The organism is Trinickia mobilis, from assembly GCF_017315705.1.
In the GTDB taxonomy this organism is placed as follows: domain Bacteria; phylum Pseudomonadota; class Gammaproteobacteria; order Burkholderiales; family Burkholderiaceae; genus Trinickia_A; species Trinickia_A mobilis.
The window spans coordinates 60233-75146 of sequence record NZ_JAFLRF010000005.1 but is presented as its reverse complement, the minus strand read 5'-3'; the positions used below and the strand labels follow the sequence as shown (position 1 = coordinate 75146).

At 64.3% G+C, this 14914-nt stretch carries 16 protein-coding genes; 11 read left to right on the top strand and 5 right to left on the bottom strand.

Annotated features, from left to right (window positions below; genetic code table 11):
- Window position 1: 1 nt before the first annotated feature.
- From J3489_RS08820 to J3489_RS08810, 3 genes are all read right to left on the bottom strand, one after another.
- The gene (locus J3489_RS08820) at window positions 2–616 is read right to left on the bottom strand and encodes a LysE family translocator (RefSeq protein ID WP_206997341.1); all 615 of its coding nucleotides are present in this window, start codon (window positions 614–616) and stop codon (window positions 2–4) included.
- 43 nt (window positions 617–659) lie between these two features.
- Complete coding sequence (locus J3489_RS08815) at window positions 660–1226, bottom strand: adenine phosphoribosyltransferase (protein WP_206997340.1); 567 nt, start codon at window positions 1224–1226, stop codon at window positions 660–662.
- 119 nt (window positions 1227–1345) lie between these two features.
- A complete protein-coding gene (locus J3489_RS08810; RefSeq protein WP_206997578.1) occupies window positions 1346–3349 on the bottom strand; it encodes a monovalent cation:proton antiporter family protein in 2004 nt (667 codons plus the stop codon).
- 142 nt (window positions 3350–3491) lie between these two features.
- Here J3489_RS08810 and kdsD point away from each other — a divergent pair, with 142 nt between their 5' ends.
- From kdsD to J3489_RS08755, 11 genes are all read left to right on the top strand, one after another.
- On the top strand, window positions 3492–4475 hold the full coding sequence (kdsD, locus tag J3489_RS08805) for an arabinose 5-phosphate isomerase KdsD (RefSeq protein ID WP_206997339.1): 984 nt from the start codon (window positions 3492–3494) through the stop codon (window positions 4473–4475).
- Between the two features lies 1 nt (window position 4476).
- Window positions 4477–5025, top strand: coding sequence for a KdsC family phosphatase (locus J3489_RS08800; RefSeq protein ID WP_206997338.1), 549 nt, complete (start codon window positions 4477–4479; stop codon window positions 5023–5025).
- The gene (gene lptC, locus J3489_RS08795) at window positions 5022–5621 is read left to right on the top strand and encodes an LPS export ABC transporter periplasmic protein LptC (RefSeq protein ID WP_206997337.1); all 600 of its coding nucleotides are present in this window, start codon (window positions 5022–5024) and stop codon (window positions 5619–5621) included. Before J3489_RS08800 ends, lptC begins: the two co-directional genes overlap by 4 nt.
- Window positions 5622–5650: 29 nt before the next feature.
- A complete protein-coding gene (gene lptA / locus J3489_RS08790; RefSeq protein WP_206997336.1) occupies window positions 5651–6331 on the top strand; it encodes a lipopolysaccharide transport periplasmic protein LptA in 681 nt (226 codons plus the stop codon).
- A gap of 5 nt (window positions 6332–6336) precedes the next feature.
- Window positions 6337–7134 carry an LPS export ABC transporter ATP-binding protein gene (gene lptB / locus J3489_RS08785; protein ID WP_206997577.1) on the top strand — a complete coding sequence of 266 codons (798 nt, stop codon included), beginning with the start codon at window positions 6337–6339 and terminating at the stop codon, window positions 7132–7134.
- A 183-nt stretch (window positions 7135–7317) separates the two neighbouring features.
- Entirely contained in the window at window positions 7318–8829 is a 1512-nt protein-coding gene (locus J3489_RS08780) for an RNA polymerase factor sigma-54 (RefSeq protein ID WP_206997335.1), read from the top strand.
- 169 nt (window positions 8830–8998) lie between these two features.
- Window positions 8999–9358 (top strand): ribosome hibernation-promoting factor, HPF/YfiA family, encoded by a 360-nt coding sequence (gene hpf / locus J3489_RS08775; protein WP_206997334.1) that lies wholly within the window; start codon window positions 8999–9001, stop codon window positions 9356–9358.
- 237 nt (window positions 9359–9595) lie between these two features.
- On the top strand, window positions 9596–10108 hold the full coding sequence (gene ptsN, locus J3489_RS08770) for a PTS IIA-like nitrogen regulatory protein PtsN (protein ID WP_206997576.1): 513 nt from the start codon (window positions 9596–9598) through the stop codon (window positions 10106–10108).
- A gap of 126 nt (window positions 10109–10234) precedes the next feature.
- A complete protein-coding gene (hprK, locus tag J3489_RS08765) occupies window positions 10235–11203 on the top strand; it encodes an HPr(Ser) kinase/phosphatase (RefSeq protein WP_206997333.1) in 969 nt (322 codons plus the stop codon).
- Window positions 11204–11288: 85 nt separating this feature from the next.
- A complete protein-coding gene (gene rapZ / locus J3489_RS08760) occupies window positions 11289–12182 on the top strand; it encodes an RNase adapter RapZ (protein ID WP_206997332.1) in 894 nt (297 codons plus the stop codon).
- A gap of 37 nt (window positions 12183–12219) precedes the next feature.
- Entirely contained in the window at window positions 12220–12855 is a 636-nt protein-coding gene (locus J3489_RS08755; RefSeq protein WP_206997331.1) for an LON peptidase substrate-binding domain-containing protein, read from the top strand.
- Window positions 12856–12885: 30 nt separating this feature from the next.
- On the opposite strand, the gene mutY is transcribed toward J3489_RS08755, so the two are convergent.
- Both mutY and mutM read right to left on the bottom strand, forming a co-directional pair.
- Window positions 12886–13986: an A/G-specific adenine glycosylase gene (gene mutY / locus J3489_RS08750; RefSeq protein WP_206997330.1), complete on the bottom strand. Its 1101-nt coding sequence runs from the start codon at window positions 13984–13986 to the stop codon at window positions 12886–12888.
- A 23-nt stretch (window positions 13987–14009) separates the two neighbouring features.
- On the bottom strand, window positions 14010–14840 hold the full coding sequence (gene mutM, locus J3489_RS08745) for a bifunctional DNA-formamidopyrimidine glycosylase/DNA-(apurinic or apyrimidinic site) lyase (RefSeq protein ID WP_206997329.1): 831 nt from the start codon (window positions 14838–14840) through the stop codon (window positions 14010–14012).
- Between the last annotated feature and the right edge of the window lie 74 nt (window positions 14841–14914).

Here is a 14914-nt window from a genome sequence, read left to right as displayed (position 1 = left end):
ATCAGTCGCGCAACGCAATGCGCAGGCCGAGCGCGATGAACGTCGCGCCCGCGAGGCGGTCGAGCCACACGCCGACACGCGGCCGGCGCTTGAGCCAGCTGCCGATCATCCCGGCGCACACGCCGAACGCCGAGAACACGACGACGGTCTGCAGCATGAACAGCACGCCCAATTCGAGCATCTGCACCATCACGCTCTGCGCACCATGCGGATCCACGAACTGCGGCAGGAACACGACGAAAAAGAGCGTGACCTTGGGATTCATCATGTTGCCGATCACGCTCTGCCGAAACACGACGCCAAGCGCCTGCTGCGGACGCTCGTGCGCGGTGGCGAGCCCCTGGCTCCTGAGCGCCTTGATGCCGATCCAGATCAGATACGCGGCGCCCGCGAGCTTGACCACTTCAAACGCCGCCTGAGACGAGCGCAACAGCGCGGCCACGCCGAACGCGGCGAGCGTCGTATGGAACGTGATGCCTGCGGCGAAGCCCAGCGCAGCGACGAAGCCCGCGGCGCGTCCCTGCGAGATGCCGCGCGCGAGCACCTGAAGGTTGTCGGGACCGGGGGCGATCGTGATGGCGACCGACGTGGCGAGAAACAGCAGGAAGTTAGGCATCGCTCAGGCGCTCCGTGCGAAACAAAGGATCAAAGCAAGGGCATCAATGGCCGGAGAATTCCGTGATCGTATAAAGCGGCAAGCCGTTATCGCGCAGCAGCTTCGAGCCGCCGAGATCCGGCAGATCGATGATCGCCGCGCCTTCGACGACGACGGCCCCAAGCCGCTCGAGCAGCTTCTTGCCGGCCATCATCGTGCCGCCCGTCGCGATCAAGTCGTCGATGATAACGACGCGATCGCCCGCGCGGCACGCGTCTTCGTGAATCTCGACAGTTGCGCTGCCATATTCGAGTTCGTACGACTCGGACACCGTCCGGTACGGCAGCTTGCCGATCTTGCGTATCGGAATGAAGCCGAGGTTCAACTCATAAGCGACGATCGGCGCAATGATGAAGCCGCGCGCATCGAGCCCGGCGACGTAATCGAGCTTCGCCTCGACGTAGCGCTCGACCAGCAGGTCGGTCAGCATGCGCAGCGTCTTGGGCCGCTGCAAAAGCGGCGTGATGTCGCGAAACTGCACACCGGGCTGCGGCCAGTCCGAGACCGTGCGAATCTGGCTCTTGATGAACTCGGCCGCGTCGATAGGCGCACCCGTGCGTGCGTTGGACATGGATGTCTCCGCAAAAAAAGGCCTGTTGCTCGCGCTTCGGGCGCGGCGCAAGGGCCTGAAATTCGTAAAAACCGGCAAGGCCGGCAGGAAAGCGGGTCGACAGCGGCCTTGGCGCTGTATCAGGCCGCCGAGGCTCCCGCACGACGATGGCGCGAAATGCGCTCCTCGGCGATCGCCAGCGCTTCGGGCAGCCCGCGCAGCACGACGATGTCGGCGGCCCGCAGCCTCGTCTCGGGGCCCGGCTCGACGCCGCGAATGCCGTGCCGGCGAATGGCCGTCACTTCGACGCCGATGCCCGCCAAACCGAGCTCTTCGAGCGAGCGCCCGACGGCGTCCGAATTCTCGTCGACCGGCACAGATTGTAGCCGCACCTGCTCGTGGCCGTCCTCGTCGCCCAGGTCGTCGGCGCCGTGGAAATAGCCGCGCAGCAAACTGTAGCGCTCGTCGCGCATTTCCTCGACGCGCCGCACGACGCGCCGCATCGGCACGCCCATCAAGACGAGCGTGTGCGACGCAAGCATCAGGCTGCCTTCGACGATCTCGGGAATCACCTCGGTCGCACCGGCGGCGAGGAGCTTTTCGAGGTCGGCGTCGTCGACGGTGCGCACGATGACGGGCAGCGTCGGCTCGAGCTCGTGGATGTTGTGCAGCACGCGCAGCGCGGACGGCGTGTTCGCGTAGGTGATCGCGATCGCCGCGGCGCGGTGGATACCGGCCGCCAGCAGCGACTCGCGCCGCCCCGCATCGCCGAACACGACCGATTCGCCGGCGGTGGCCGCGGCGCTCACGCGGTCGGGGTCGAGGTCGAGCGCGACGTACGAGAGGCCCTCGTGCTCCAGCATGCGTGCGAGGTTCTGCCCCGCGCGGCCGTAGCCGCAGATGATCACGTGGCCGCTCTGCTTCAGGCTTTGCGTGGCGATGCGCGTCATCTGCAGCGACTGCATCATCCATTCAGTCGACGACAGCCGCAGCACGATGCGATCGGCGTTCTGGATCAAAAACGGCGCCGCGAGCATCGACAGCAGCATCGACGCGAGAATCGCCTGCAAGAGCGTCGCATCGACGAGGTGCTTGTCGAGAATCAGGTTCAAGAGCACGAAGCCGAATTCGCCGGCCTGCGCGAGCCCGATGCCGGTACGCATCGCCACACCGGGCGTCGCGCCGAACACGCGGGCGAGGCCCGTGATCATCACGGCCTTCAGCAAGGTCGGTCCGATCAGGAACGACAGCACGATGAACGGGTGCGCGATGACCACGCGCGGATTGAGCAGCATCCCGGTCGTCACGAAGAAAAGGCCGAGCAGCACGTCGCGAAACGGCTTGATGTCCTCCTCGACCTGATGCCGGTACGGCGTCTCCGCGATCAGCATCCCGGCGATGAACGCGCCGAGCGCGAGCGACAGGCCGAACTTGTCGGTGATGAACGCGGCGCCGAGCGTGACGAGCAAGAGGTTCAGCACGAACAGCTCCTGCGAGCGCCGCCGCGCGACGACGTTGAACCAGCGCGTCATGAACTTCTGGCCGACGATCAGGAGCAGCGACAGCGCGACGACGATCTTCAGCGCCGCGACGCCGAGCGTCGTCACGAGGCTCTTCGAATCGCCGCCGAGCGCGGCGATGATGATGAGGAGCGGCACGACCGCCAGATCCTGGAACAGCAGCACGCCGAAGATGTTGCGGCCGTGCTCCGTCTCGATCTCGAGCCGCTCGGCGAGCATCTTGCTGACGATCGCCGTCGACGACATCGCGAGCGCGCCGCCGAGCGCCACGCTCCCCTGCCACGTGATGTGCACCCAACGCTCGAAGACGAGCCCGAGTATCACCGCGATCGCCACCGTGCCGATCACCTGCAGCAAGCCGAGCCCGAACACGAGAATGCGCATGGAGCGCAGCTTCGAGAGCGAGAACTCGAGCCCGATCGAGAACATCAGGAACACGACGCCGAACTCGGCGAGATGCTGAGCCCGAGCCGTATCCGGCGCGATACCGAGCGCGTGCGGACCGACCACGATGCCCACGGTGAGATACCCGAGCATCGGCGGCAGATTCAGGAAACGGAATAGGACGACGCCTGCCACCGAAGCGAGCAGCAGAAACAGCGTCATCTCGAGCGGCGATATCACCACGGGCTAAGCGTCCTCGTTCGTCAGCGGAACCCGTCACGCGCGCAGGGACGGCGCATTCGGGATGATGGGGCCGGGGAAGGCAGCAGACAGGCGCAGGGGGCCTGGCGCGGCGAACAAACGCCTTTGCTATACTCCGCGAATGATAGCGAAAATCAATGGCGACCGGGCGCTGGCGCTCGCCCGGGACGTGCTCGACATCGAAGCTGACGCCGTGCGCGGGCTTCGCAATCAACTCGACGACGGCTTCGTCAGCGCAGTCGATTTCCTCTTGAGCTGCCGCGGACGCGTCGTCGTATCAGGCATCGGCAAATCCGGCCACATCGCCCGAAAACTCGCCGCCACGCTGGCAAGCACCGGCACGCCGGCGTTTTTCGTGCATCCGGCGGAAGCGAGCCACGGCGACCTCGGCATGGTGACCGCCGACGACGTCTTCATCGCGATGTCCAATTCCGGCGAATCGGAAGAGCTGATTTCGATTCTGCCTTTGCTGAAGCGCCTCGGCTCCAAGCTGATCGCGATTACCGGGCGCCCCGAGTCGAGCCTCGCGAAGCTCGCCGACGTGCACCTGAACGCCGGCGTCGCGAAGGAAGCGTGTCCGATGAACCTCGCGCCGACGGCCAGCACGACGGCCGCCCTCGCGTTCGGCGACGCCCTTGCGATGGCTGTGCTCGACGCTCGCGGCTTCGGCGCCGACGATTTCGCGCGCTCGCACCCGGGCGGTGCGCTCGGCCGGCGCCTGCTCACCTACGTGCGCGACGTGATGCGCACGGGCGACCAGCTGCCGAAGGTGCTCGATAACGCGACCGTGCGCGACGCCCTCTTCCAGCTCACCGCGAAGCGCATGGGGATGACGGCGATCGTCGACGAAAACGACCGCGTCGAAGGCATCTTCACCGATGGCGACCTGCGCCGCGTGCTCGAACGCACGGGCGACTTCCGCGAGCTGCCGATCGCCGAGGTGATGACGCGCGCGCCGCGCACGATCGCCCCCGATCACCTGGCGGTCGAGGCGGTGGAACTGATGGAACGCCATCGAATCAACCAGATGCTCGTCGTCGACGAAGCGGGCAAGCTGATCGGCGCGCTCAACATGCACGACCTGTTTTCGAAGAAGGTGATTTGAGATGAACTCGGTGCCCCTGACCGTTGCCGAACGCGCCAGCCGCGTCAAGCTGATGATTTTCGACGTGGACGGCGTGCTCACCGACGGCGGCCTGATGTTTACGGCCGAGGGCGACACGATGAAGTCATTCAACTCGCTCGACGGCCACGGCCTGAAGCTGCTGCGCGAGGCCGGCATCGCCACCGCGATCATCACGGGCCGCAAGTCGGGCATCGTGCAAGTGCGCGCGCAGGAAATCCGCGTCAACCATCTTTATCAAGGCGTGGAAGACAAGCGAACGGCGTTCGCGGATCTCTTGAAGGCAGCCGGCGTCGCAGCGGAAGAATGCGGCTACATGGGCGACGACTGGCCCGACCTCGCTGTCATGCTCCAGTGCGGCTTCGCCGCCGCGCCGGCCAACGCGCACCCCGAGGTGATCTTGCGCGCGCACTGGGTCGCCCAGGCGCGCGGCGGCCACGGCGCCGCGCGCGAACTCTGCGAGACGATCCTGCGCGCGCAAAACCGCTATGACGCGCTGCTTGCCTCCGCCTGCGGAGCCTCGCGCGGATGAACCCGTCCCGAATCACGTCGCTGATCGCCCTCTTCGCGATGGCGTTGCTGGCGGGCGTCACGTACTGGCTGCTGGAGGCCACGCAGACGCCGGTAATCCAGCCCGAAAAGCCCAAGGCCCATTCGCCCGACTATTTCGCCGACAACTTCTCGGTCTCCGAGCTCGACCAGACCGGCACCACGCAGTACCGGCTGACGGCGACGAAAATGGTTCACTACGAAGACGACGAAAACAGCGATCTCACGATGCCGGCCATCCGAGCGTTCCAGCCCGGCAAGCCGATCGTGACGGCCACGGGCCTACGCGGCACGGTCAACGGCGACGCGTCGATCGTCGATCTGTACGACAACGCCCACATCCTGCGCGCGCCGGGCAACGGCGACCCGGAAATGCAGGCCGATTCGTCACATTTCCGCGTGCTCGTCAACGACGACGTGATCGAGACCGAAAAGCCGGTTAAACTTCGGCGCGGCCTTTCCGTGGCTACGGCAAACGGCATGCACTACAACAACGTCACCCGGGTGATGCAGCTCTTCGGCAACGTCAAAGGTGAGATTGCCGCGTCGGACGTCTCCGGCGGCGGCTCGCCCAAATGACCCGGGTCATCCATTCCTAGCGTGACTGCATGAACGAATCGTTCTCTCGTTTTGACCTCGGCCGCGCACGCGTGTCGTTCGCGCGCCGCGCGGTACGCGCTGGACTGACGGCAGCGCTCGTCTCGCTGCCCGTCTTCGGCGTGGCTCCGCTCGCACACGCCGAGCACGCCGATCGCGACAAACCGCTCAACATCGAAGCGGATAACATGACTTACGACGATCTGAAGCAGATCAACATCTTCACGGGGCACGTCGTCGCCACCAAGGGCACGATCGTCATCCGCGCCGATCGCGTGGAAGTCACCCAGGACCCGCAGGGGTACCAGTACGCCGTCGGCACGTCGGCGAGCAAGAACCTCGCTTACTTCCGGCAGAAGCGCGACGGCGTCGACGAATACATCGAAGGCACCGCCGAGCGCATCAACTACGACGGCAAGCTGGACCTGACGACGCTCACCACCAACGCGACCGTGCGCCGCATGCAGGGCCTCACGACGCTGATGGACGAAGTCCATGGCAGCGTCATCACGTATGACGGCCAAAACGACTTCTATACTGCGAAGGCCGGCAAGGATGTAGCGGGCCCCGGCAATCCGACCGGCCGCGTGCGCGCAATGCTTTCGCCGAAGTCGGGCGGCGCCGCCCCGCTCACCGGCGCGTCGGCCACGCTCGCGCCGTCGCCCCAGATTCAAGGAACTCTGCCGCAGTGAACACCCTGTCAACTCCCGCCGCCACGACGCACACGCTGCCCAATCGCAAGCCGCCGGGCACAACGAGCTCGCTGGTGGTGCGCAACCTGAAAAAACGGTACGGGTCGCGCACGGTCGTCAAGGACGTGTCGCTCGATGTGAAAAGCGGCGAAGTCGTCGGCCTGCTCGGGCCGAACGGCGCCGGCAAGACGACGTCGTTCTACATGATCGTCGGCCTCGTGCCGCTCGACGCCGGTGAAATCGTCCTCGACGGCAACTCGATCAGCCTGTTGCCGATTCACAAACGCGCGTCGCTCGGCCTGTCGTACCTGCCGCAGGAAGCGTCCGTCTTCCGCAAGCTGACCGTCGAAGAAAACATCCGCGCCGTGCTCGAGCTGCAGCTCGACGACGAAGGCAAACGGCTGTCGAAAGCGCTGATCGCCGATCGCACCGAAGCGCTGCTCGACGAGCTGCAAATCGCGCACTTGCGCGAGAATCCGGCGCTGTCGCTGTCGGGCGGCGAGCGCCGGCGCGTCGAAATTTCGCGCGCGCTCGCGACGAACCCAAGCTTCATCCTGCTCGACGAGCCGTTCGCGGGCGTCGACCCGATCGCCGTTCTGGAAATTCAGAAGATCGTTAAATTCCTGAAGCAGCGCAATATCGGCGTACTCATCACGGACCACAACGTCCGCGAAACGCTCGGCATTTGCGACCACGCTTACATCATCAGCGACGGCAGCGTGCTGGCCGCCGGCGCACCGAGCGACATCATCGAAAACGAAAGCGTGCGCCGCGTCTACCTCGGCGAACACTTCCGGATGTAACCCGCGGCGCGCACACCGCGCCGCCGCGCCGGCCGGCTCCACGCCGGGCTCCGGCCCTCGACCAGCAATTTTTACGGGGCGCACGCCCCGCCCTCCCGAACAGAAACCGTCAATACGCTTTTTTCCAGGCGTCGCGAGGTTTCGCTCGCGTGGCAAACTCTCTACAATGAAATTCAACTTGCCATGAAAGCCAGCCTCCAACTCCGCCTATCGCAGCATCTAGCGCTGACGCCGCAACTGCAGCAGTCGATCCGGCTGCTGCAGCTGTCTACGCTCGAACTGCAACAAGAAATCGCGATGGCGGTCGCGCAAAATCCGCTGCTCGAAAGCGAAGACGAATGGATCGCGAGTCCGTTGCGCGTCGCCGCGGACGGGACGGTTATTGCGCAAACGCCGAACACGAGCAGTCCCGAGCCGATGCCCGGGGCGTCGAACTCGTCGTCGGGCTCGGCCGAAAGCGCCGACGGCGGCGAGCCGCAAGGCGTCGACGAATACAACGGCCTTGGCTCCGACAGCGGCTCGGACGCGAGCCAATGGAATCTCGACGACTACGGCCGCTCCGGCACCGCCTCCGATGACGACGATCTGCCGCCGCTGCAAATCCACGAATCAACGACGACACTGCGCGACCACCTGATGGCGCAACTGCGCGTCACGCAAGCGAGCCAGCGCGACCGTGCGCTGGTCACGTTCCTGATCGAATCGCTCGACGACGACGGCTATCTGACCGCCTCGCTCGAGGAAGTGCTCGCCGACTTGCCCGAAGAACTCGAGGTCGATCTCGACGAGCTCAACGCCGCGTTGGCGCTGCTGCACAGCTTCGATCCCGCCGGCGTCGGCGCGCGCTCGGCGTCCGAATGCCTGAAGCTGCAACTGCTGCGGCTCGACGCCTCGCCTACGCGCACGCTCGCGCTCGAAATCGTCGCTCATCATTTGGAACTGCTGGCAGCACGCGATTTCACCCGCCTGCGCAAACAACTGAAGGCAGGCGACGACGATCTGCGCGACGCCCACGCGCTGATCCGCTCGCTCGAGCCCTTCCCCGGCGCCGCCTATGGCAAGGCCGAGGCCGACTACGTCGTGCCGGATATCATGGTCAGGAAAACATCGCAAGGCTGGCAGGCTGAGCTGAACCCCGAAGTGATGCCGCGCCTGCGAATCAATAACCTGTACGCGAACATCCTGCGCAACAGCCGGGGCGATCCCGGCAGCGGATCGCTGCGTCAGCAGCTTCAGGAAGCGCGCTGGCTGATCAAAAATATTCAGCAGCGGTTCGAGACAATCCTCAGGGTCGCGCAGGCCATTGTGGAGCGTCAAAAGAACTTCTTTACGCACGGCGAAATTGCGATGCGCCCCTTGGTTTTGCGAGAAATTGCTGATACGCTGGGTTTACACGAGTCAACGGTCTCACGTGTAACGACCGGGAAGTACATGCTTACCCCGTTTGGTACGCTTGAATTTAAGTACTTCTTTGGATCTCACGTTTCGACCGACACGGGGGGCGCGGCCTCATCAACGGCCATTCGCGCACTCATCAAGCAACTGATAGGAGCTGAAGACACCAAATCTCCTCTTTCAGACAGCCGCATAGCCGAACTGCTGGCGGAACAAGGATTCGTGGTCGCACGCCGCACGGTCGCTAAATACCGCGAAGCCCTCAAGATTCCCGCAGTGAATTTGCGCAAGTCTCTGTAGCTCGCTGCATATTGCGGCGGGCATTTTCCGGCCGCGACGCTGTTGGCGGAGAAGGCCGGCCGATACGACCCGCCGCTCGTCAGTCACGGGGTGATGATTCGAGCGGGCCGCTTGCGACCGGTACGACCGCACCAAGGCGTGTCAGGCGGCCATTCGCTTGGAGAGCACTATGAATCTGAAGATCAGTGGACACCATCTCGAAGTAACGCCAGCGTTGCGGGAATACGTGATCACCAAATTGGACAAGGTGCTAAGACATTTCGATCAGGTGATCGATGGCAATGTGGTCCTCTCGGTCGACAATCACAAGGAAAAGGAAAAGCGTCAGAAAGTAGAAATCAATCTGCATCTAAAGGGCAAGGACATCTTCATCGAAAGCGCGGACGGCGACCTCTACGCCGCGATCGATCTGATGGTCGACAAGCTCGACAGGCAGGTCATCCGGCACAAGGATCGTCTCCAAGAGCATCAGCACCACGCGATCAAGCATCATCCGGAGGCGTCGCACATCGAACTGCCGCCGCAATAGCGAATTCTTGAAGAGGCATTCTTCCCCCCTGAAAAACCGCCCGTTTTCGGGCGGTTTTTTCGTGGGGCGGCGCGTCGAGCCGGCGCTCTTTTGCAGCGAAACGACGCCGGGCGGCGACAGATGGCGCGGTGCACCATCGACGCTTGCGCTGTTCTATAATGTCCCGGTTATTATCGGGGTCGCCAGACGTAGGGAACAATCCGGTCTCGCGCGCAATTCCCTGTGAGCACTGCGAAAATGGACAACCAGTCAGTTGCCGCGAGGAGAATCCAGGCCACGCGTCCGCCTGCCAACATGAATCGTTTAGCCAAATTCCTTCCCCTCGAAAACGTCGTCGTCGGACTATCCGTTACCAGCAAGAAGCGCGTATTCGAGCAAGCGGGCTTGATTTTCGAGAATCAAAACGGAATCGCCCGCAGCACGGTGACCGACAATCTGTTTGCGCGCGAGCGCCTCGGTTCGACGGGGCTCGGCGAAGGCGTCGCGATTCCGCACGGCCGCATCAAGGGGCTGAAGCAACCGCTCGCCGCCTTCGTGCGCCTCGAGCAGCCGATTCCGTTCGAATCGCCGGATGGCCAGCCGGTCTCGCTCCTGATCTTCCTGCTCGTGCCGGAACAGGCCACGCAGCAGCATTTGGAAATCCTGTCGGAAATCGCGCAGCTGCTGTCCGACCGCGAAGCGCGTGAACGCCTGCATTCGGAGCCTAGCGCCGCGGAGTTGCATCGGCTGCTCACCCAGTGGCACCCTTGAGGGTATAACAGGGCAACGCGCATTGCGCCGGCCGGTGCGGTGCGCGTGCGGGCGCACCCGGAACTTTTAGCCGAGCGAACAGGCCGCTGGGACGAGAGAGGCCGGGTAACTTGGAGTCACGGATTCATGGATACGTCCAGCATCAACGCCCAAAGCATCTTCGACGACAACGCCTCCATGCTCAAACTGAGCTGGCTGACGGGGCATGAAGGCTGGGAGCGCGGCTTTTCGGCCGAAACCGTCGCCACGGCGACCGCCAGTTCCGATCTCGTCGGCCACTTGAACCTGATTCACCCGAACCGGATTCAAGTGCTCGGCGACGCCGAAATCAACTACTACCAGCGTCAGACCGACGAAGACCGCTCGCGCCACATGGCCGAGCTGATCGCGCTCGAGCCGCCGTTCCTGGTCGTCGCGGGCGGTATCCCCGCGCCGCCGGAGCTGGTCCTGCGCTGCACGCGCTCGTCGACGCCGCTCTTCACGACGCCGATCTCGGCCGCGGCGGTCATCGACAATCTGCGGCTCTACATGTCGCGCATCCTCGCGCCGCGCGCAACGCTGCACGGCGTGTTCCTCGACATCCTCGGCATGGGCGTGCTGCTCACCGGCGATTCGGGTCTCGGCAAGAGCGAACTCGGCCTCGAGCTGATCAGCCGCGGGCACGGCCTCGTGGCGGACGATGCGGTCGATTTCGTGCGGCTCGGCCCGGATTTCGTCGAGGGGCGCTGCCCGCCGCTCCTGCAAAACCTGCTCGAAGTGCGGGGACTGGGTCTCCTCGACATCAAGACGATCTTCGGGGAAACCGCGGTACGCCGCAAAATGAAGCTGAAGCTGATCGTGCAACTGGTGCGCCGGCCGGACGGCGAGTTCCAGCGCCTGCCGCTCGAGAGCCAGACTGTCGACGTGCTCGGCCTGCCGATCAGCAAGGTCACGATCCAGGTGGCCGCGGGCCGCAACCTCGCGGTTCTCGTCGAGGCGGCGGTGCGCAACACGATCCTGCAACTGCGCGGCATCGATACTTTGCGCGACTTCATGGACCGCCAGCGCCTGGCGATGCAGGACCCGGAAAGCCAGTTCCCCGGCAAGCTGATTTGACGCCTGGCGCGGCGTTCATCAAAGTGCTCCGCGGGGCGCGACAGGCTGGGTCCGGTGCTATGATGAAACGAACGGATTTTTCCCCATGCGCATTGTTCTGATCACCGGCATCTCCGGCTCCGGCAAGTCTGTTGCTTTGAACGCGCTCGCAGACTCTGGCTACTACTGCGTCGACAATCTGCCGCCGCGTTTTCTGCCCGCGCTCACCGAATATCTCGCGAGCGACGGTCAGGAACGCCTCGCGGTCGCGATCGACGCCCGCTCGAGCGCATCGCTCGGCGACATGCCCGCCATCATCCGCAATCTGGCCAGCGAACATGACGTTCGCGTGCTGTTCCTGAACGCGAGCACGCAGGCGCTGATCCAGCGTTTTTCCGAGACGCGCCGCCGTCACCCGCTGTCGGGCTCGCCCGCGCACGATGCGAACGTGGGTGTCATGACGTCGCTCGAGGAGGCGATCGAGCGCGAGCGCGAACTCGTCGCGGACCTCGCCGAGTTCGGCCATCAGATCGACACCAGCAATCTGCGCGCGAACGTATTGCGCGCATGGGTCAAGCGTTTCATCGAACAGGAGCATGCCGGCCTGATGCTGATGTTCGAATCGTTCGGCTTCAAGCGCGGCGTGCCGCTCGATGCCGATCTGGTGTTCGATGTGCGCACGCTGCCGAACCCGTACTACGACCACGAGTTGCGCCCTCTCACCGGACTCGACAAACCTGTCATCGATTTTCTCGACGCGTTGCCCGTCGTGCACGAGATGATCGACGACATTCAGTCGTTCCTGACGAAGTGGCTGCCGCACTTTCGCGACGACAATCGCAGCTATCTGACCGTCGCGATCGGCTGCACCGGAGGACAGCATCGTTCCGTATTCATCGCCGAGGCGCTTGCCGCGCGCCTCGCGAATGAGGCAAACGTGATTGTGCGGCATCGCGACGCGCCGATCGATGTCGGCGAGTCATCGCGCCTGGTGGCCTAACTCGCCGCATTGCGCGGCCCTTTTTCAGCGTTGCGCCATGTCCACTACACCTGCCGTGCTTGCCGATTTGCCGCTCTTTCCGCTGCATACGGTGCTCTTTCCCGACGGGCTTTTGCCCTTGAAGATCTTCGAAGCGCGTTACCTGGACATGGCGCGAGACTGTCTTCGCGACCAGACGCTGTTCGGTGTCTGTCTGCTTAAAAGCGGCGCGGAGGTGGCGCGGCAGGACGACCCGGCGGTACCGGAGTCGATCGGCTGTCTCGCCGAAATCGAGCAGTGCGACGTCGACGCCTACGGCATGCTGCTGATCCGTGCGCGCGGCAGGAGGCGCTTTCAGCTGCTGTCGCATCGAGTCGAAGCGAGCGGGCTGCTCGTCGGGATGGCGGAGCCGTTGCCCGATGACATTCCGCTCGAAGGCACCGAGGCGCTCGCGAAATTCGGCGCGTGCGCGGAAGTGCTCGAACGCATCATCGATACGATCCGCGAGCGCGAACCGCAAAGCCTTCCGTTTGCCGAGCCGTTTCGTTTCGACGATCCGACGTGGGTGTCGAACCGCTTGTCAGAAGTGCTGCAGATTCCGCTGCGTGCGCGCCAAAAGCTGATGGAGCTTCGCGACGCTGGCGCACGCATCGACGTCGTCCATCACTACATGCAGCAGCATCAACTGCTGTAAGACATCGACGCCAAGCGCGGCCGCGCGAAGCTAGAGCAGCGATCCCTGAAGCGAATCGAGCAGCTTGCGCACGGGCGCGGGCAGGCCGTACGCGGCGATTTCCGCGAGCGGTACCCATGCGGTTTCGCTGTCACCGGCTTCCAGATGCACGCACGAACGGTCGACGTCGACATCGACCACCCGGGGCTCGATCTCCAGCTTGAAATGCGTGAACGTATGCGTGAGCGGCGCGAGATGTTCCGGCGCGCGCGCGCCGCCGAACGCGCGTGCGCGCTTCGCGAGCGCACCTTCGTCGGCCGCTTCCGGAAGACTCCACAGCCCGCCCCAGATGCCGGCAGGCGGGCGCTTCTCTAGCAGCACCGAAGCGCCGTCGAGCAGCACGAGCATCCACGTGCGCCGCGTCGGCACGATCTTCTTGGGACGCGCCGCCGGCAGCTCACGCTGCCGGCCGCTCACGTTCGCGACGCAATCGGCCGCAAACGGACAGCGCATGCATTCGGGCCGTCCGCGTCCGCATACCGTGGCGCCGAGGTCCATCAAGCCCTGCGTGTAGGAACTGATGTCGTCGTCGCTGCCGGCCTGCGGAAAGAGCGATTCGGCAAGCGTCCACATCGCGTTCTCGATGCGCTTCTCGCCGGGAAACCCTTCGACTCCGAACACGCGCGCGAGCACGCGCTTCACGTTGCCGTCGAGAATCGTCGCGCGCGCACCGAACGCAAACGACGCAATCGCCGCGGCCGTCGAGCGTCCGATCCCGGGCAGTTCGGCCAGCGCCTCGACGCTCGCAGGAAACGCCCCGTCATGCTGCTCGACGACCGCCCGCGCGCAGCGATGCAGATTGCGCGCACGCGAGTAGTAACCGAGTCCGGCCCATAGCGCCATCACGTCGTCGAGCGGTGCGGCGGCGAGCGCCGCGATGTCGGGAAAGCGCGCGAGAAATCGTGCGTAGTACGGAATCACGGTCGACACCTGCGTCTGCTGCAGCATGATCTCCGACAGCCAGATCCGATACGGATCGCGCGTGTTCTGCCACGGCAGATCGTGGCGTCCGTGCGCGCGCTGCCACGCGATCAGGCGCGCGGCGAAATCGATTTGAAGGGGGGAATCGGACGAAAAGAAAGGAGCAGACATGAAGAATGAATTCGGCACCGGCTTCAACGCTGGCAATGAGGACAAAAATAAGTGGAGCGCTGCCCTTGCACAATTTGCTTGATCGGCGTGCCGCACACGCGGCACGGCAGGCCTGCGCGATCGTAGACAAAATAGTCGAGCTGAAAATATCCGCTTTCGCCGTCGCTGCCGACGAAGTCGCGCAACGTGCTGCCCCCCTTGTCGATGGCGGCGGCGAGCGTGGCGCGCACTGCGGCGGCAAGCAGATCGTAGCGTGCGAGCGAGACGCGGCCGGCGGGCGTCGTCGGACGGATGCCTGCGCGAAAGAGGCTCTCGGACGCATAGATGTTGCCCACGCCGACCACGATGTCTCCCGCGAGCAGCGCCTGCTTGACGGAAACCTTTCGGCCGCGCGTGCGCCGGTGCATCAGCGCCCCGGAAAACTCGGGCGCGAAAGGCTCGACGCCTAGCGAGGCAAGCAGCGGATGATCGAGCACGTCGCCCGCGTCACGCGGATGCCAAAGTACTGCGCCAAAGCGGCGTGGGTCACGGAAGCGGAGAATGAATTCGTCGAAAATCCAGTCGATGTGATCGTGCTTCGCCGGCGCCGGCGGCTCGGCGATGTGCCGCAGCACCCGCAGCGTACCCGTCATGCCGAGATGGACGATGAACCAGCCGTCATCGATTTCGAACAGAAGATACTTGCCGCGCCGCTCGACTTTGCGGATCAACTGCCTCTCCAGCGTGCTCGCGAAATCCGTGGGGACCGGCCAGCGCAGCGCCCGGGTCCGCACGTCGACCCGTTCGACGCGGCGCCCGGCAACGTATGGCTCGATTCCGCGACGGGTGACTTCTACTTCTGGCAACTCGGGCATGTCTAACTGGTCTGTAACTTGCGTGGTCGATTGTGCGTGTATTGTAGCGAGCGCGTTACAATCGACCGAAACAT